Source organism: Bifidobacterium pseudocatenulatum DSM 20438 = JCM 1200 = LMG 10505 (genome assembly GCF_001025215.1).
GTDB classification, from domain to species: Bacteria; Actinomycetota; Actinomycetes; order Actinomycetales; family Bifidobacteriaceae; genus Bifidobacterium; species Bifidobacterium pseudocatenulatum.
In genome coordinates this window covers 1,498,194-1,516,793 of the sequence record NZ_AP012330.1, presented here as the reverse complement: position 1 = coordinate 1,516,793, position 18,600 = coordinate 1,498,194, and the positions used below count along the sequence as shown (strand labels likewise).

The following is an 18,600-nucleotide window of genomic DNA, read 5'->3' as shown; positions in this document are numbered from 1 at the left end:
ACCATAATGGAACAAGCTAAACATAATATGCAAGAGGAGCAGTCGTGACTGACAACCAGCGTGAGGCCGGTACCATTATTCTTGATCCAACCCATGTGTCATTCAGCCAGCAGGAAGGCGTGAACGATTTGGGGGTCACCCATTTCATCGGCATCGGAGGAGCGGGCATGAGCGTACTTGCCGAGATGCTGCACGAGCAGGGTGTGGAGGTGGATGGCTCGGATCGCGAGCCCAGCGCCAAAACCGATCGTTTGCAGGGGCTTGGCATTGCCGTCGAATTCGGGCAGCGCGAGGAAAACGTCGAAGGCAAACAAACTATTGTTTTTTCCAGTGCCATCAAGCCTGACAATCCGGAAATCGTCGCAGCGCATGCGGCGGGCGAACGCATCGTGCACCGCAGCGACATTCTTTCGTTGCTGATGAATACGAAACGTGCGGTAACGGTTGCGGGAGCCCATGGCAAAACCACAACCAGTTCCATGCTCGCCCATATTCTCACCCATGCCGGTGAGGGAAATCTGGCTGATCCAAGTTATGCCATTGGCGGATCCATCCAAGGCAAGGATGGCGTGATACTTGACGGAGGCCATGCAGGCCAAGGCGATGTGCTTGTGGCGGAAGCCGACGAATCCGATGGAAGCTTTGCCAAATATCATCCGGAAATCGCGATTGTCACCAATTCCGAAGCTGACCATCTTGACCATTATGGAACGCAGGAAAACTATCGGGCGGCTTTCGTGAACCATGTTCAGCACGCCATCAAATCGGTGGTGATGTGCGGTGACGACGAAGGGAATCTGGCTGTGTTGCGCGCTCTTGACGCGTCTGCGGCAGCACATACGGTCGTGTATGCGACGCAGGATGCGGCTTCGTTGGGTGATCTGAACGGTGCGGCATTCGTACATATCGAATCGGAAAGTGAAAGCGCGCAAAGCGGCGCCGAACATTTCACCTTGCATGTGCCTGCGGGACTGCTGGGCGAACAGGAACGTATGGTTCCCGTGACGCTCGCCGTTCCAGGCATTCACAATGCGCGCAATGCTTCTGCGGCGATTATCGCGGCAGCATTGCTGGGAGTCGACATTGAGAAGGCCGCTGAAGCGGCCACGTCGTTCCTCGGCGCAGCCCGTCGCTTCCAAGTACGCGGCACCGTCAGCCAGGTGACCGTCGTTGACGATTACGCGCATCATCCCACTGAGATTTCGGCTTTGCTGGATGCTGCCCGCCGTAAATATCCGCAATCGGCGATTCGTGTGATTTTCCAGCCGCACTTGTTCTCCCGCACCAAGTTCTTCGCGGAAGCATTCGCGGAGGCGCTGGCCAAGGCGGATGATGTGATCGTCACTGGCATTTTCCCTGCACGTGAAAAGCAGGAGGATTATCCGACGGTCGGCCCGGCCACCATTGTGGATGAGGCTCTTAAGCTCGACCATACGCCTGCCGAGGATTGGATCCGTGGTGTGGAAGACATGCATACCGCGGCGCAGATGATGGTGATGCGCGCCCATCATGGTGATGTTATCTTCACCGTTGGCGCGGGTGATATCACGCAGATGGACGAGGTGATATTGCACGCGCTGCAGGCTCATCGCTGGGATTGTGAGGGCTGATGGCGCGAAGGGTCGTCAGCTCCGGTACGGGGTCGGATGGTTCTGAAACGACGTCTGAAAAGCATGCGTTGCGCGGCAGGAGCATTCAAAGCCGGAAACATTTCGACTCCCCGGCTCAGTCTCAGCCGAATGGTCGTTCCATTGCTGGAGGAGTGGGACGTTCGTCTTCTTCAGTGAGCCATGCGCAGGCGGAAGCCAAAATGGCGCACGGAGGCAAGAACAAGGCAAGTCGCTCCCGGTCAGGTGACTTCGTGGATGCGCGCAATCTTGCGGGTGAGGATTTCGTTGCGAAGACGCTGGAGGAAACCACTGGCACTTTGGGGGTGGTCACCCGTCCGAAAGTGGTTGATTTCAAAGCGCGGTTGAAAGAACGACGTAAGGCGAATGCACGTGTTGTAGCGATGCGAGCTTTCGTGTCGGCCGCGGTTGCGGCCGTCGTGGTGGCGCTGATATGGTTGTTTTTCTTCTCATCGGTGTTTCGTCTTGAAGCTGGCAATATTTCCGTTGTCGGAGCCAACGAATGGGTGAGCGAGTCGCAAGTATTGGATATTGCCGGTCAGCAGGCCGGCAAATCGATTCTGCTGGTATCGAACAATGATGTGGAGAAGAAAATCAAGGAAATACCGGGAGTCACCACCGCGCAATCCAAGAAGCAACTTCCTAATTCCCTTGAAGTGACCATCAAAGCGCAGAAGCCGGCTGCGATGCTTAAAACAGGTGAAGACAGCATGACCGCGGTCGATAGCAAGGGCCGTATATTGAATTCCGTCAGCGGCGCCTCCGTGGATGGAATTCCCGTCATCGAAGTGAAGGATGTCGAGACGAGTCTGAGCAACCGCTCCATTAAAGAGGCACTGAAGATTTTGAGCTCGCTTCCTGAATCTATGCGTAACTCCATTACCAAGGTGACGGCTGAAACCCAGGATTCCATCACCACGGAAATCAATGGGGGAGACCGTGTGATTGTATGGGGTGACTCTTCCGATCTTAAGTTGAAGAAAGCCGTTGTCGACAAGATCATCAACGATCCAAATGTGATCGGAGACAAACACAACGTCGACGTGTCCGCGCCTCTACGCCCGATCATCAAATAGTGGTGAAGACATGGGAAATTAGGGGAATTGCATACGTTGAGCAGTCTGGTTTGGTATGCGAAGAACCCCGGTCGCTTTGCCGTGACCGGGGCTCTTCGCAAATAGGAGGAGAGAAAAGAAGAGAGAAAAAAGGGAGCTCTATTATTGCGTGCCGTCAGGCGTTCGGATTGGCTTTCAGCGCCGGAGCGACGGAAACCGCCGGATCGAGACGTGGGATTAGCGTGCACTGCGTGGCGTGGTATAGGTCGGACTTGCCTGGCCAGACGGTGCCGATGACCTCGTTGTCCTTGTTCAGCTGGTGGAACCAGGAACCATTCTCGTGGTCGATCAGGTATTCGTCGATGTACTTCCAGAAGGTCGCATACCAGTCCTTGTACACCTGCTTGCCGGTGACGGTGGCCAGCGTGGCGGAGGTGTTCACGGATTCGGCGAGGGTCCAATGCATACGCTCGGTGACGACGGGCTTGCCGTTCCAATCGGTGGTGTAGGCCAAGCCAATGGTACCTTCGGCGTTCCATGCGTCGGAAAGTGCTTGGGCGAACAGGTTTTCGGCTGCCTCGATAAGCTGTTGCTTGCCTTTTTCGGAACGCTGCTTGGAGCTCAGCGCATACTGGGTGATGAGACGAGCCCATTCAATGCCATGGCCTGGGGTTGCTCCGTACGGCTTGAACTGGTCATCCGGCTTGTCGTGGTTGCATTCGAGGTCCGGCTGCCAGTCGGCGGTGAAATGCTCTGGAATGCGCCAGCTGTTGTTGGACGCCCAGCCGACCACATGGTCGATGATACGGCCCGCACGCTCGCGGTATTCCTCGTTGTCGGTAACATCGGCGACGGCGAGGAACGCTTCGGTGGTGTGCATGTTGGCGTTGATGCCACGGTAGGAGTCAAGCTCGGTGAATTCCGTGTTCCAAGTATCGACGGCTAAGCCGATCTCATCATCCCAGAAATGCTTGTCGTAAGTTGCCAGAGCCTCTTCGAGCAGCTCGTCAGCGCCCGGACGGCCGATGAGCTTGGCGGAAGTGGCGGCAAGAATCACGAAAGCGTGAGCGTAACAGACCTTGCCTGCTTCATGTGTGGAGCCGTCTGCGGAAATGGACGGATACCATCCGCCGTTCTCATCGTCATGCAGCGGACCACGCAGACCGGCGATGGCCTTGTCGACCAGTTCGGCTGCACCTGGTTCGCCATACAGGAATCCCAAGGAATACACATGTGCCATACGGCAGGTGATCCACGTGTGGATGCTTTGGGTCAGATCTGGATTGCCGGTGTCGTCCAGCCAATAGGAGCCACCCTGCGGGGCGGGGAAGTTGTGGCCGAAGTGCAGGAGCTCGTTGGTTTCCGCATTGAGCAGGCTATGGTTTTCTTCGGAGCTGAATACGTAGGCTTCGGGAGGGTAAGTGCAGGTCATCGATCAAGTCCTTCCTTGACATCGTCTGCTGTGACGTGATAACTACGTTGAAGTATTAACTATGTTAATCACTTAAGCGGTTAATGCAAGTCGACACGCGGAATTTGAAGCTGGGATTATATGCGATTTGTAATGGGGCTGGGTATGTGAGATCAAGCAAGACAAGAAGGGGGCTTTCGACAATATTGCGTCAATATTTTTTGAATATCCGGTATGGTGGGGGTGGTTTACAGTAAACTCAAGGATCTTTGAAAACCGTTGGAAATAAAAGAAAAGCCGCCATTTCTGGCGGCTTTCAATACGTGGAGATGCGGGGAATTGAACCCCGGTCCGATAACCGAACCCTCAGTCTTCTACGTGCGTAGTCTGCTGGCCGTGCGGCGGTTTTTCTGCCCCCATCGATATCGCAGACAACTGATGGCGAGCATATCTACAGTAAAAGTCCCTTGCCGGCCCTGTGGCTCAGCCGACAAAGCAAGTCTTCTTAACGACGCTCAACATCCTCCCAAAGACGAGAAGGAGTGAACGGAGCGGCTGCTCACTGGTTAATCCTGGCGCGAAGCTCAGGCAGCGAGAGCGAACTCAGTGCGGTTAGATTTAGCACTTATTCTTTTGTAGGGGGCATCCACGAGTGGACCCTACGTTCTCGGCACGCTTCCCTGCGACGAACAGGTCACCGTCGAAACCGATCATCCCCAATCTTGAATTATCAAGCACCCGATGCAAGACCGGACTTTTCAAGATATCACGGAATGTCAATAATCGCAAATTATATGCCGCTTTTCTTACGCTGCGAGCGAAGTCTAAACATGGGCTTACTGCCTGACCTGAATATCGAAATAATCCATACAGGTCGGTGATGCGCTGCATGAAATCGGAGGATGACTGTGGAATATCGGATTGCGAAACGGCATTCATGGTGGTGTAGGGTTCGTTCAGAGCATCTTCTTCGTTGAGGTGCGTATGCCGTGGCAATCGGGATTGCGCAAATTGCGGATTGAATATGAGGATGAAAAACGAGGCCATGATAACAGACATGGCCTCGTTGGTGATGATGAAAGGGAAAACTAGGATTATTTACCGGCTTCGGCGAGATAATCAGGAACGCCTTCCGCCGGGTAGGTCGGCCAGCCGCCTTCCTTGGTGCACACGTAGGCCGCGGTGTTCACGGCGGCACGATGGGCTTCCTTGAGCGGAGCGCCGGTCAGCAGCTTGCCGGTGAAGGATCCGGAGAAGGAATCGCCGGCACCGACGGTATCTGCAACCTCGACATGCGGGGTCAGCAGGGTGGAGACTTCGCCATTCTTGGCAGTGATGGTGCTGAACGTGGCGCCGCCGGTCAGAATGATGTACTCGAGGTTGAAGCGGTCGATGAACCACTTACATGCCTCTTCGTCATTGCACTTAGGAATGGAGAACATGTCGCGCATCATGATCAGCTCTTCGTCGTTGATCTTGAAGATGTTCGCGTAGTCGAGCAGCTCTTCGATGAGCTCATTGGAGTAGAAGTTGGCGCGCAGGTTGATGTCGAAGAACTTCAGTGCGCTTTCCTTGGTGTGCTTGAGCAGTTCGACGATGGTGTCGTGGGATTCGGGGGAGCGCAGGCCGAGGGTGCCGAAGCAGACGGCGTCGGCCTTGGACACGGCTTCGACGAGCTCGTCGGTGAGCTTGATGTGATCCCAGGCCACGTTTTCGACGATGGTGTATTCCGGAATGCCGTTGGTCAGAGCCACATCAACCGTGCCGGTCGGGTATTCGTTGACCTGCACCAGCGTGTTGATGCCGGCCTTGTGGGCGTCTGCAAGCAGCTCATTGCCCAGCTCGTCGTTGCCGACCGCGCTGATGGCGAAGCTTTCCGCGCCATTCTGGGACGCATGATATGCGAAATTGACGGGCGCGCCGCCGGCGCGCTTGCCGGTGGGGAGCATATCCCATAGGATTTCGCCGAGAGAGATGACGATTGGCTTGGACATGGTGTTCCTTTCTTTGGTTGTGGCGTGCTATGCGACGTCAAAGAACATCGAAGGATGTTCTAGAAAACTGGTGATGGCCACGGCTGCGGCGCCGGTGACGGTGGCGTCCGTTGGAAGGCTGGACAGAGTGATTTCGGTATCGTTCCCGACTTCGGGAATGGTGCGCTCACGAACGACTTTCTTGACTTCGTCGAGCAGGGGTTGGCCTGCTTGGGAAATGATGTCTCCCAACACGATATGCGTCGGATTGAAGGCGTTGATGATGTTGACCGCGCCATAACCGATATATCGTGCGACTTCGGAAGTCAGTTCCGTGGCTGCCTTGTCTCCCGCGGAAACCTTGGCGAACAGTGCGGTGCATGCCTGTGCGTGGGTCATGGTTTCGCATCCTGGGACAATGCTTGGCTGCTCGTTGAGTCGCTCGTGGATCGCATTGGCCGAGCAGTAGCGTTCCAAGCACCCGACATTGCCGCAATCGCAGGGTTTGCCGTTGACGTCGACGGAGATGTGTCCGATTTCGGTGGCCGTGCCGTGCGCGCCGTAATAGATCGAACCATTGTCGATGATGCCGAGGCCGATGCCCTCGCCAAGCAGATAGTAGGCGAGCGATCCCTCGGACAGTTCCGGGTTGAACAGGAACTGCGCCAAGGCGCCTGCGCGTGCGTCCTGTTCAACGAATACGGGTACGTTGAACGCTTCGCTGAACTCCTTGATGAAGTTGACCTGCCGCCAACCCTGCATGGATGAGACGAGCGCGGTGCGACCTTCCTCCACCAGATACGGACCGGGAACGGCCATGCCGACGGCTACGATGCTCGAATCGTCCGCAATGAGCTGTCGTACGGTGGCCCGGATCTGTTCTACCGTTTCGGGAATATGCTCCTCGTCAACGGTGGGCAGGTCGGTGAGGGAAATACGATTGCATTTCAGGTCGAACACTGCGATCTGCACCAGACTTCGTGCGAATTTCACGCCGACGACATGGTATTTCGCGCAATTGAGATTCAGGCCGATGGAACGACGATTCTTATCGCCTTCCATGTCTCCGGTTTCTTCGATAACGTCTCGGAACAGTAGTTTTGCGGTAATTTTCGTAATGGCCGCGGGTGTGAGTTCGATGGCTTTGGCGATTTGCGCACGTGAGCTGATGCCGTTGTGGTAGAGGTATTGCAGAATTCTGGAACGATTGTTTTCTGAAATCGATGATTGCTGAGCGCTGTAACTACTCATGACACCTCCTTGCGCCAGTGCACGGACCCTTCGTTGAACTAGTTGATATATTAACGCCGTTAATTAGTTGATGCAAGTTCCGTCTTTCGGCGTGTCACGAGGACCGTCGATTCTCAATATGGGATTCGCTGTCTCATTATTTGACACACTCTTTTCGGAAAAAAATTAACTGCAAAACCGTTGTGATTGCTGAGTTTTCGTTGGATCGAGAAAGGGTGATGTCGCAAAATGAGCTTCCGTGAAATGTTTCGCTAACAAAGTGTGCCCTACCCTTATGGCACGTCGTTTTGGAGTACCAATTACGACAGCAGGAAGAGAAAGGATTCCATAGTGAATCACAAGAAGATTATGGCTGCGGCTGTTTCGATTGCCGCACTGGCCTCGCTCGCGGCATGCGGCGGCGTAAAGGATAGCGGTTCCGCATCGGGGGATGCGGATGTCATTACCGTCGGCACCACGGACAAGGTTACTAGCGTTGACCCTGCCGGCTCCTATGACAACGGTTCCTATGCCGTTCAAATCAACGTGTTCCCGTTCCTGTATGCGCAGGACTACAACACCTCTGAACTGTCTCCGGACATCGCTGCGGATGACGGTACCTGGAGTGACGACGGCACTGAGTTCACCGTTAAGATCAAGTCTGGCCTGAAGTTCGCCAATGGTCACGACCTGACTTCGTCCGATGTCAAGTTCTCCTTCGACCGTGTCAACACGATCAACGATGAGAATGGTCCGAGTTCGTTGCTGGCCAACATCGAATCCATCGATACGCCAGATGACACCACTGTGGTGTTCCATTCCAAAGTCAAGAACGATGTGACCCTCAAGCAGGTGCTTTCCAGCCCGGCTGGTCCGATTGTCGACGAAGAGGTCTTCTCCGCCGACAAGCTCACTGATGCTGACACCATCATCAAGGAGAAGGCTTTCGCCGGTCCGTACATTCTGACCTCCTACAAGGCCAATGAGGTTGCAGGCTACTCCAAGAACGACTCTTATCAGGGTCTGACCCCGGCCAAGAACAGCACTGTTCAGGTCAAGTACTTTGCCGATTCTTCCAACCTGAAGATGGCCGTGCAGCAGGGACAGGTCGACGTGGCCTACCGTTCTCTGACTCCGACCGACATCGATGATCTGTCCAAGGATTCCAAGGTCAAGGTCGTCAAGGGTCCGGGCGGTGAGGAACGCTTCCTGGTCTTCAACTTCAACATCCAGCCGTACGGCACCAAGTCCGACGAACCGAATGCCGACAAGGCCAAGGCTGTGCGTCAGGCCGTTGCTAACCTCATCGACCGCGAGGAGTTGGCGACCAAGGTCTATAAGGACACGTACACCCCGATGTACTCCTACATTCCGGACGGTTTAGTTGGTCACGAAGACACCTTCAAGACCGCGTATGGTGACGGCAACGGCAAGCCGAGCGCCGACAAGGCCAAGAAGGTTCTTGAGGACGCAGGCGTTTCCACTCCGGTTGAGCTCAAGCTGCAGTACAATCCGGACCACTATGGATCCTCTTCCGCCGACGAGTATGCGGCTCTCAAGGCTCAGCTCGAGGAGGGTGGTCTGTTCAAGGTCGACCTGCAGTCCACCGAATGGACCCAGTACAACAAAGACCGTGTTGTTACCGAGGACTCTGATGGATCCTACCCGGTCTACCAGCTCGGCTGGTTCCCGGATTACTCCGACCCGGATAACTATCTGTCTCCGTTCTTCCGTGACGGCAACTTCGTGAACAACGCTTACTCCAACTCCGAAATCAACGATTTGATTATGGAGCAGGCTGGTGAAACCGACGAAAGCGCCCGTGAGGATCTGCTCAAGAAGATTCAGACCCTTGAAACCGAAGACCTGTCCACCATCCCGCTGCTGCAGGGTGCGCAGGTTGCAGTTACCGGCGCCAACGTGAAGGGTGTTGTGCTCGACGCTTCCTTCCGTTTCCGTTTCGCATCTGTCACCAAGGCGTGATGTGTGCGGATGTGCGGCATGACCTGCCGCAGCCTGCATAGAAAACCACTGGGGATCCCCGGTCTATGGCCGGAGGTCCCCATTTCCCGAATTATCTGCCTGAAACGGCGCAGTGATTCGATATTGTTGTAAATCAAAGCCGTACAGGCTTCTTATCAAGGAGCATCGCGTGTCAGACACAGCAGCTCCGGCCGTCTCTCAGGAGGCGAAGCCGAAACAAGCCAAAAAGAATCATTTGTCAGGCGGATTTTTCCGTTTCGTCCTGACTCGATTCCTGCTCATTATTCCAACCGTTTTCATTCTCGTCACCGTCGTGTTTTTTGTGATGCGAGCTACAGGCGATCCTATTTCTGCGGCATTGGGTGGTCGTCTTACCCCTGACGAGTTGCAAAAGCGTGTTCATGCGGCCGGCTACGACCGTCCTCTTATTGTGCAATATATCGATTACCTTGGGGGTTTGCTCCATGGGGATCTCGGCACTACGTTGACTGATAATCAGCCGGTTATCAGCATTCTTGTTCATTACGGATCAGCGACTTTCGAGTTGGCGCTCCTATCGCTCATTGTTGCTTTGATCGTAGGTATCGGCTTAGGTCGTGTAGCTGCGTGCAGACGCGATCACGCTGCCGATGCAGGCATTCGAACCTTTGCCATTCTGTGCTACGCCACCCCCGTGTTCTTCTTGGGATTGGTCCTGAAACTCATTTTCGCCATCTGGCTGAACGTGTTGCCGGCATCCGGTCGATGCTCGTTGTCTTCGGAAATGCAGTTCACCCGACTCGTCTCTCCGACCGGCTTCTACATTATCGATGCACTGCAGCTGGGTGATATGAGCGTGCTGGCCGACGTGTTGCGTCACGCCGTGCTTCCTGCGCTGGCGTTGGGATTGCTCACCGCAGGCGTGTTTATTCGTTTGGTGCGCACCAATGTGATTTCCACCTACAATTCCGGCTATGTCGAGGCTGCGCGTTCGCGTGGCGTCGCCGAAAAACGTCTGCTCAGCAAGCACGCATGGAGGCCGGCGCTTATTCCAATCATCACCGTTATGGGCATGCAGATCGCATTGATGCTCGCCGGCGCGGTGCTTACCGAAACCACCTTCGAATGGAAGGGACTCGGATTCATGTTGTCCCAATATCTGAAAGCGCGTGACTTCGTAGCTGTGCAGGGCATTGTGATTCTGATCGCCATCATCGTGGCCGTCGTCAACTTCATCGTTGACGTTATCGCCGCGTTGGTGGATCCGAGAGTGAGGTACTGACATGACTGCATCAGCAAATAACGTCACCGTCCCGGGTGACACTCGTCTGAACGATCTCAAAGTCAACAGGAAAGCTCCGTTCTGGGCCAAGATTCCGATCATCAAGGAGCTTCGCGTAGCGGTCGGCTGGCAGAAAGGCATGCTGATTACCGGCCTGTTGCTCACGGCGTTCTTCCTGCTCGTGGCCTTGTTCGCGCCCGTAATTGCACCGTACGGCTATGCGCAGCTCAAAGATGCCAATGGAGTTTCATTCCCAGCCCAGGCAGCACCCTCATCCGAGCATATTTGGGGTACCACCGCAGGTGGTTATGACGTGTTCAGCCGTGTGATTTGGGGCTCTCGTACCGCGGTCATTGCGATTGTGATCGCTGTGCTGCTTTCTATTTTCGCGGGTGTATTGCTCGGTTTGGTTTCCGGATATTTCGGTGGTTGGGTGGATCGTGTGCTTGTCATGATCGCCGACGCCATCTACTCTTTCCCCTCGCTGCTGCTTGCGATTCTGATGGCCATTATGATTTCCGGCGGTCAGTCTGGTCTGTGGAGTGGCATTCTCGCTTCGGGTATCTCCATCACCGTGGTCTATATTCCGCAGTATTTCCGTACCATTCGATCCGAGGTCATTCGAATCAAGGAATCCGCTTACGTTGATTCCGCTCGCGTGGTGGGCGCGTCGACATGGCGCATCATGACCAAGCACCTTCTTAAGAACTCCACCAGAACGTTACCGGTTATTCTGACGTTGAACTCGTCCGAAGCGATTCTGACTCTTGCGGGATTGGGCTTCCTCGGATTCGGCATCGAACCTACCGCAGCCGCTGAATGGGGTTACGATCTGAATCGTTCCGTGTCGGATGTAACCGCGGGCATTTGGTGGACCGCAGTGTTCCCAGGTATCGCCATCGTATTGATTGTTCTGGGTATCACCTTGGTGGGCGAATCCCTCAATGACCTTGCCGACCCGCGTCTGCGTGCACGCAAATCCGCTGGTGAGGTGGTTGGATCCATCGAAGATACTTCGGTTGATCCCAGCCAGAAGCCGGGCGTTCGCAACGAGGTGATAGCCGAGCTCGCGGCCGCCAAGAATCCAATGGGAGCCAGCGATCAGCCAGTGACCGTTACGGATCGCGACCCGTCATTTACCGCCTCCGAATGGGGCTCCAAGGAAGAAGAGTGACGCAATGAGTGACGAACAAACCAATCTTGCGCAAGTCAAGGATCTGAGCGTTTCCTTCATGACCGACGCAGGATCCATCAAAGCCATCGACAAGATTAGCTTCACCATCCCACGCAAAACCGTGGTGGGTGTGGTTGGCGAATCAGGTTCCGGAAAATCCGTGACCGCACGTTCGATTATCAAGCTGTTGCCGGAGACGGCAACCACTTCCGGCGCGATTTATCTGTCGAACCGTGAAGGCAATGAGCAGCTTGACGTACTGTCTCTTTCCGGAGAAGATCTGCGCCGTATGCGCGGATCAGAAGCGGCCATGGTGTTCCAGGAACCTAATTCGGTACTTAATCCGGTGTACACCATCGGATGGCAAATCGAAGAGGGACTTCGCGCGCACGGCATGAAAGACAAGAAGGAGCTTCGTGCCAAGTCCGTGGATATCCTCAAAAAAGTAGGCATTCCTGATGCCGAAACTCGAATTGACTACTATCCGCATCAGTTCTCGGGCGGCCAAAAACAACGTATCGTCATCGCCATGGCGTTGGTGCTCAATCCAGGTCTGATTCTGGCTGACGAACCGACTACCGCGCTCGACGTGACCGTGCAGGCAGAAATTCTTGACTTGTTGCGTCTTGCCCGCGACGAATTCGGCGCCTCCGTGCTGATTATCACCCATAATATGGGTGTGATCGCCGATATCGCCGATGAAGTGGTGGTCATGTATCGAGGTCATGTGGTCGAGCAGGGAAGCGTCGAACAGATCTTCTACTCGCCGAAAGACGATTACACCAAGCGGTTGCTCGCGGCCGTGCCGCGTATCGGGCAGAAACTGGTCGTTCGTGATGAGCAGGGCAAGGTGATTGAACGCAGCAAGGATTGGCATGACCAACCCATTGCCGTCGAGGCCAAGGGACTGACTATCACCTATCCTGGGCATTTGACGCAGCCTGATTTCAAGGCGGTCAATGGTATTGATTTCACTATTCACCGTTCCGAAGTGCTGGGATTGGTCGGCGAATCCGGTTCCGGCAAATCCACTACCGGTCGTGCCATCGCGGGTTTGCAGAAAGTGTCCGGCGGCTCCCTGAACGTGTTGGGTGTGGAAATGAACGGTGTCAAGGAACGTCAATTCAAACCCAAGCGTGCTGATATTGGTTTTGTGTTCCAAGATCCGGGTAGTTCATTCAATCCGCTGATGACCATCGCGGAGAATGTGGCAGAACCGCTGATCGTGCATAAAAAGTACTCGTCTGTGTCGGAAGCGAGCGACTATGTGGGAGATCTGCTCGAAATGGTGCAGTTGCCGCGTGCATATATGAACCGGTTCCCGCATGAGCTTTCCGGCGGTCAGCGTCAGCGTGCCTCCTTGGCACGAGCGCTGGCGCTTAAGCCGAGCCTGCTGATCGCCGACGAGCCGACTTCTGCATTGGATGTGTCGGTACAGGCGAAGGTGTTGGAGCTGTTTAAGAAACTGCAGGCGGAAATAGGTTTCGCATGCCTGTTCATCACCCATGATCTTGCCGTGGTCGATATGCTGGCCGATTGCATTATGGTGATGCATAAGGGTGAGATTGTGGAACATGGTGATGCCGATCAGGTTATGAATAACCCGCAGAATCCCTACACGCAGAAGTTGTTGGCATCGCTGCCGGTGCCTGATCCGCGTGAACAGCGAGAACATTGCGCTCAGCTGCACGAGTTGCTCGCCAAAGGAATTTGATGCCGGAGTGAGTTTCGCGGCTTCCTGACATACATAAGAGCTGGTGCGACGATCATGAACCGTCACACCAGCTCTTGTGTATATATTCAATTGTGACTGTGTTCAGCGAATCGTACCGTTGAAGGAGAATTGCGCGTGTGCGTCGCCGTTCGCCTTGTTCTTGATGTACTCACGCACGTAGCCCATGCGTTCCACTGTGGTGTCGGCCAGGGGCTGAGGCAGGTCGTCGGGGGAGAACCAGCCTACGTTGAGGCTCTCCTCGTCACCTACGAATGGTTCGGTATTGCCATTTGGATCCGGCCTGCATATAAACAGGTGATCCATATACATGGTGTTGTCGCCATTCGCATACGTAAGCACCCTATGGGAGGACTTCACCGACACCAAATCGGTGACGATGACATCCACGCCAGTCTCTTCTTTGACTTCACGTGCCACCGTGTCGGCAGGCTCTTCGCCGGGCTCATTAATGCCATACACCATGGCCCATTCGCCGGTATCGGAACGCTTGCCAAGAAGTACACGACCCTGCTCGTCTTCGACATAGCCGGAGACGCCCATCAGCCACAGGAGGTCGTGGCCGACTTTCTTGCGTAACTCGAGAATGAATTCAGGCGTTGGCATATCAGACTTTTGCACCTTCGGCAGCCATGCTGGCCATCCACTCTTCGACCTCATCGATCTGCTTTGGAATGCCGGCGGAAATCCATTCCGGACCATCCTCAGTCATCAATACATCATCTTCAACGCGAATGCCGATGCCGCGATACTCCGGCGGAATCAACAGATCATCCTCACGGAAATACAGACCCGGTTCAATCGTGAAAATCATGCCAGGGCGAATCGCAGCACCCTGATACGACTCATAACGTGCCTGAGCGCAATCATGCACATCCAAACCAAGATGATGGGCCACACCACAGGCGAGCCAACGTCGATGCTGTTGTCCTTCCGGAGAAAGCGACTCCTCGACATCGACCGGAAGAATACCCCATTCGTGCAGGCGTTCAGCGATCACACGCATGCACGCATGATGAATGTCGGAATACGTGGCACCCGGCTTGGCGGCCTCAAAACCAGCCTGCTGGGAGTCCAAAACCGCCTGATACAACTTTTTTTGGAAATCAGTGAACTTGCCGTTGGTCGGGAACGTGCGCGTGATATCGGCCGTATACAAGCTATTGACTTCCACACCGGCATCAATTAGCAGCAGATCGCCGGACTCCACGGTACCGGTGTTACGCATCCAATGCAGAATCGGCGCATGAGCGCCGGAAGCGATGATCGTATCGTAGCCGACCTCATTGCCTTCCTCACGGGAAATGGCATTGAACGCGCCTTCCAACATACGTTCCGAACGAGGCTTGTCGAGCGACGACGGCAGCTTGCGCAGAATATTGTCGAAACCATGCTTGGTTGCGGCAACGGCCTTGCGCATTTCACGAATCTCATATTCGTCCTTGCACATGCGAGCCTCGGCGGCAAACTCATGAAGCTTGTCATCGGCATCGGTATTGCCATCCGGATCGGCGAAACCGTTCGCCTCGCGAATATCCTCCACCATTTCGGTGATCTGCGGATCAGCCTCGCGGATCACACGCACACGCACGGCACCAGCCTCAGAGCCGACATCCTTGCTCAATGCGTCAGACAGCTGTGCAATGTCATTGGTCTCAATACCGGTCATTGCAGTCATCTCCTGCAAGCCGGCACGAGGTCCAACCCAATATTCTCCATAATGGGCATTCATGAAAAAGTCCTGTGTGTAGTGGTTCGCACGCGGAGCCACAAACAATTCCGGCACATGCGTCTTGCCGGCCGCAGCCTCCGGAGAATCAGGATCAACCGGATTCAACACCAGCACTGCACCGGCCTCGTAGTCTTCACCCAAACCGGTGTAATACGAAAACGTCGTATCCGGACGGAACGCATAGTCGCAGTCATTGTTGCGCACTTTCGGCTGACCGGCTGGAATCACAATACGCTCTCCGGGAAAGGCCTTACCCAGCGTGTCAAGACGAGCCTGAATGTAATGGGAAGACTCCAACGGTTCAATAGCCGGCTCATTATCATCCCAACCGGTGGTCATGAACTCTTTGAACGCCTCGGAACGCGGGCGCAGCGAACGATTGTTCACACGGTCGCTCATCGCCTGATCGGGGCCGGGGGCGCTGGCCTGCTCCATGGCTTCATACTCCTTGTCTTTATCGGTAATGACTTCGTTCATCACATCTCCTGAATATGGTTATCCATGCTTACGTAATTACCGCAAACCATCCTATAACTTTTTGCGCCGCGCAACGTTCATGCAAGCACATAGAATAGGGGAGATTGAGTGAGCAATCCCAAGGTAGGGGAGGAATCCGAAAGAATATGTCATTCGAACATCCGAATCGCAACAATGAAAGCATGATCGACGTCGAACGCGACATCATGAGCCGCCCATCAGAGCGCAATACCACCAATCTTGACCTGCAACGCATGAAGATGATCCTCGACATCATGGGACATCCCGAGCAGTCGTTCCGTGTGATTCACATCACCGGAACCAACGGCAAAGGGTCTACCGCGCGCATGACCGAGGCGATTTGCCGCGCCTACGGCATGCGAACCGGTTTGTACACGTCACCGCATCTTGAACATGTCAACGAGCGCATCGCCATCGACGGACAGCAGCTTTCCGACGATGATTTCGTTGATACCTGGGATCAAATCAAAGACCTTGTAGCCATGGTCGACATGAAGATGGGAGAACTCGACAAGCCAAAAATGAGCTTCTTCGAAGTGCTTACCGCCATGGCCATCTGGAAGTTCGCCGACGCTCCGGTCGATGTGGCCATCGTTGAAGTCGGTATGGGCGGCCGCTGGGACGCCACCAACGTGCTCGATGCCGATGCGGCCATTATCGGACCGATCGACATGGACCATATGGCATGGCTTGGCAATACCGTGGAACAGATCGCGTCCGAAAAAGTCGGCATTATCAAGCCGGGCTGCACCGCGGTTATTGGGCGTCAACCGCATGAAGAGGCCGTCATGCCGATTATCGAGGAAGCGGCGGCGGAAAACCATGCCAATCTGGTGCGAGACGGCATCGAAGCGGAAGTCGTGACCCGCATTCCGGCAGTCGGCGGTCAGGTTGTGACCCTGCGTACGCCGAATGGCACGTACGCAGAAGTGCCGGTCGCCAAATTCGGCGAACATCAGGCGCATAATGCGCTCGCGGCCCTGTGCGCGGCGGAAGTGGTGATTCCCGTCAACGGTGCGCTTGACGGTGATCTTGTGGCTGAGGCGTTGAGCACGGTGAGGATTCCAGGCCGCATCGAGCAGATTCGTACATCGCCAACGATCATTCTGGATGGCGGGCATAATGTGAATGCGGCAGAATCGTTGCGTGCCGCGATTGAGGAAAATTACGATTTCCAGCAGCTCGTCGGCGTGATCGCCATGATGGGAGACAAGCAGGTCGAAGAGTATTTGGGCGTGCTCGAACCATTACTGAGCCATGTGATTGTCACTGAAAACTCGTGGCGTGATCGTGTGATGCCCGCGGAAGACCTGAAAACGGTTGCTGAACGCGTGTTTGGTGCGGAAAGGGTTACGTGTGTTCCTGAACTGCCGGATGCCATTCAGGAGGCTGTTAATATGGTTGACGCCGATGATGAGCTTGGTGTTGGCTATGGTCACGGCGTGCTGATTTGCGGTAGCTTCACCACGGCTGGCGATGCACGTCTCATGCTGGAAGAGAAAGTCAATCCCGATTTGAAGAAGCCGAAGTCGGAACGTGTCTTCCAGGCGGCTGTTGAGCCGGAACCGCGTAAGGATCAGGACGAGGCGGATCTCGATTTCGAATCTGACGCCAATCCTGATTTCGATATCAACGATTTCGGCAGTGTCGGTCCGGATCTTGCTGAAGATGAAGATACTGATGGTTCCGAAGATGCTGCCAATACTGAACATGCGGATGATGCATCTTCTGAAGATGTGCAGTAATCGCATAATGCATGGCGATGATGGATTGTCGGTTGTTGTCGACAATCCATCGATACAACAACTTGTAATGCAATACAAAGGAGTATGTAGCGATATCGATTCGCTGCATACTCCTTTGCACGATATTTTGCGCTATCCGTCGTGAGGCGCGATTATTACTTGCGTAGTTTGCGACGTAGCGACTGCAGCAGCGTGAGCGAACGGTAGAACGCCTTCTTGACCGGAATGTCACGACCTGCCGAAACCTGTACGATATTCTCGGAGAATTTCGTCTTGAATCCGTTCAAACTCTTCAATGAAGGCGCGAAATCGTTGCCGATGCCCATCAAATCGAGAACAGTGCAGCCCCGCTCTCCAAGTGCGCAACATACAACGTAAATCAGTTTGTCAGGAACATGCTGGCGCATGATTTCCGTACGCATGCACGCATAGTAATAGACCGCGTGATCGCCATTGATGGTGATGATGGACCATGCCACAACCTTGCCGTCGATACGTGCCGCGAACACGCGCGCATGATCAGGGCCAAGATTGCTGATCATATCGACATAGTCGCTCATCGGAGCGGGGGAGAAACCATCACGGTGGGCGGTATCAACCATGACCTCGTAGTATTCGGAAAAATCAGCCATCGCCTGCGCGGTCTCATCGGCGCAAGCGGCGGGGCTCTCCCTCAACGCCTTACGCACGTCGCGGCGGCCACGCTTCTTCATGCGGGTAAGAACCGCCTCATCGCCACCGGTGATGTCCACGTGCACGGTCTCGTTGTAAGGAACGGTGGAAAGCACCGGGAACGAGCCTTCGAAATCCCACAAGTCGATACGCAGGAACACAACGTTTTTATCGCGTTTGCGTACATCCTCGACAAGCAGGTCGCGAACCTGCGCTTCCAGCTGCGCGGAAGGCTTGTTAAGCCAAGCCGGACCATGAACGGACCTCAAATAGTGGTATCCATGGGTTTCGTAATCGATGAGCGCGATGAATGCGATTGGAGCGCCGTCCTGCTTCACCACGTACGCACCCCACGGCGTACGTCCGTCAATGGTGTTCTGATATTTGGCCCATACCGCGGTCTGTTCGATGGGCAGGGTAAGACCCGCCTGCACAGCCTGCTGTTCCATGGTGGCTGCGTCGGTGAATTCAAGAGTGATCATGATTGCTGGATTGTTCCTTATGGT

Annotated in this window: 13 protein-coding genes and 1 other RNA gene; 7 read left to right on the top strand and 7 right to left on the bottom strand. The window is 54.7% G+C overall.

Annotated features, from left to right (window positions below; translation table 11 throughout):
- The first annotated feature begins 44 nt into the window (after positions 1 to 44).
- Both murC and BBPC_RS06370 read left to right on the top strand, forming a co-directional pair.
- On the top strand, positions 45 to 1,610 hold the full coding sequence (murC, locus tag BBPC_RS06375; protein WP_004220617.1) for a UDP-N-acetylmuramate--L-alanine ligase: 1,566 nt from the start codon (positions 45 to 47) through the stop codon (positions 1,608 to 1,610).
- Positions 1,610 to 2,704 (top strand): cell division protein FtsQ/DivIB, encoded by a 1,095-nt coding sequence (locus BBPC_RS06370; protein ID WP_193345778.1) that lies wholly within the window; start codon positions 1,610 to 1,612, stop codon positions 2,702 to 2,704. Before murC ends, BBPC_RS06370 begins: the two co-directional genes overlap by 1 nt.
- A gap of 154 nt (positions 2,705 to 2,858) precedes the next feature.
- Here BBPC_RS06370 and BBPC_RS06365 read toward each other — a convergent pair whose 3' ends face one another.
- The 4 genes from BBPC_RS06365 to BBPC_RS06350 all read right to left on the bottom strand — a co-directional run bounded on the left by BBPC_RS06365 (position 2,859) and on the right by BBPC_RS06350 (position 7,318).
- The gene (locus BBPC_RS06365) at positions 2,859 to 4,115 is read right to left on the bottom strand and encodes an AGE family epimerase/isomerase (RefSeq protein ID WP_004220611.1); all 1,257 of its coding nucleotides are present in this window, start codon (positions 4,113 to 4,115) and stop codon (positions 2,859 to 2,861) included.
- 300 nt (positions 4,116 to 4,415) lie between these two features.
- Positions 4,416 to 4,812, bottom strand: a transfer-messenger RNA (tmRNA) gene (gene ssrA, locus BBPC_RS09440).
- Between the two features lie 376 nt (positions 4,813 to 5,188).
- Positions 5,189 to 6,088, bottom strand: a complete 900-nt coding sequence (locus BBPC_RS06355) for a carbohydrate kinase family protein (RefSeq protein ID WP_004220608.1) — start codon at positions 6,086 to 6,088, stop codon at positions 5,189 to 5,191.
- A gap of 27 nt (positions 6,089 to 6,115) precedes the next feature.
- On the bottom strand, positions 6,116 to 7,318 hold the full coding sequence (locus BBPC_RS06350; protein WP_004220606.1) for an ROK family protein: 1,203 nt from the start codon (positions 7,316 to 7,318) through the stop codon (positions 6,116 to 6,118).
- 330 nt (positions 7,319 to 7,648) lie between these two features.
- Here BBPC_RS06350 and BBPC_RS06345 point away from each other — a divergent pair, with 330 nt between their 5' ends.
- The 4 genes from BBPC_RS06345 to BBPC_RS06330 all read left to right on the top strand — a co-directional run bounded on the left by BBPC_RS06345 (position 7,649) and on the right by BBPC_RS06330 (position 13,429).
- Complete coding sequence (locus BBPC_RS06345; protein WP_022245451.1) at positions 7,649 to 9,280, top strand: ABC transporter substrate-binding protein; 1,632 nt, start codon at positions 7,649 to 7,651, stop codon at positions 9,278 to 9,280.
- A 169-nt stretch (positions 9,281 to 9,449) separates the two neighbouring features.
- The gene (locus tag BBPC_RS06340) at positions 9,450 to 10,541 is read left to right on the top strand and encodes an ABC transporter permease (RefSeq protein ID WP_004220603.1); all 1,092 of its coding nucleotides are present in this window, start codon (positions 9,450 to 9,452) and stop codon (positions 10,539 to 10,541) included.
- Position 10,542: 1 nt separating this feature from the next.
- Positions 10,543 to 11,715, top strand: a complete 1,173-nt coding sequence (locus BBPC_RS06335) for an ABC transporter permease (protein ID WP_004220602.1) — start codon at positions 10,543 to 10,545, stop codon at positions 11,713 to 11,715.
- Positions 11,716 to 11,719: 4 nt separating this feature from the next.
- Positions 11,720 to 13,429 carry a dipeptide ABC transporter ATP-binding protein gene (locus BBPC_RS06330; RefSeq protein WP_004220599.1) on the top strand — a complete coding sequence of 570 codons (1,710 nt, stop codon included), beginning with the start codon at positions 11,720 to 11,722 and terminating at the stop codon, positions 13,427 to 13,429.
- Between the two features lie 102 nt (positions 13,430 to 13,531).
- On the opposite strand, the gene BBPC_RS06325 is transcribed toward BBPC_RS06330, so the two are convergent.
- Entirely contained in the window at positions 13,532 to 14,053 is a 522-nt protein-coding gene (locus BBPC_RS06325; protein ID WP_004220596.1) for an NUDIX hydrolase, read from the bottom strand.
- 1 nt (position 14,054) lies between these two features.
- Positions 14,055 to 15,656, bottom strand: coding sequence for an aminopeptidase P family protein (locus BBPC_RS06320; RefSeq protein ID WP_004220594.1), 1,602 nt, complete (start codon positions 15,654 to 15,656; stop codon positions 14,055 to 14,057).
- Between the two features lie 146 nt (positions 15,657 to 15,802).
- Here BBPC_RS06320 and BBPC_RS06315 point away from each other — a divergent pair, with 146 nt between their 5' ends.
- Positions 15,803 to 17,422: a bifunctional folylpolyglutamate synthase/dihydrofolate synthase gene (locus BBPC_RS06315; protein ID WP_047749631.1), complete on the top strand. Its 1,620-nt coding sequence runs from the start codon at positions 15,803 to 15,805 to the stop codon at positions 17,420 to 17,422.
- A gap of 155 nt (positions 17,423 to 17,577) precedes the next feature.
- On the opposite strand, the gene BBPC_RS06310 is transcribed toward BBPC_RS06315, so the two are convergent.
- Positions 17,578 to 18,576, bottom strand: a complete 999-nt coding sequence (locus tag BBPC_RS06310) for a lipid II:glycine glycyltransferase FemX (RefSeq protein ID WP_004220585.1) — start codon at positions 18,574 to 18,576, stop codon at positions 17,578 to 17,580.
- Positions 18,577 to 18,600 lie beyond the last annotated feature (24 nt).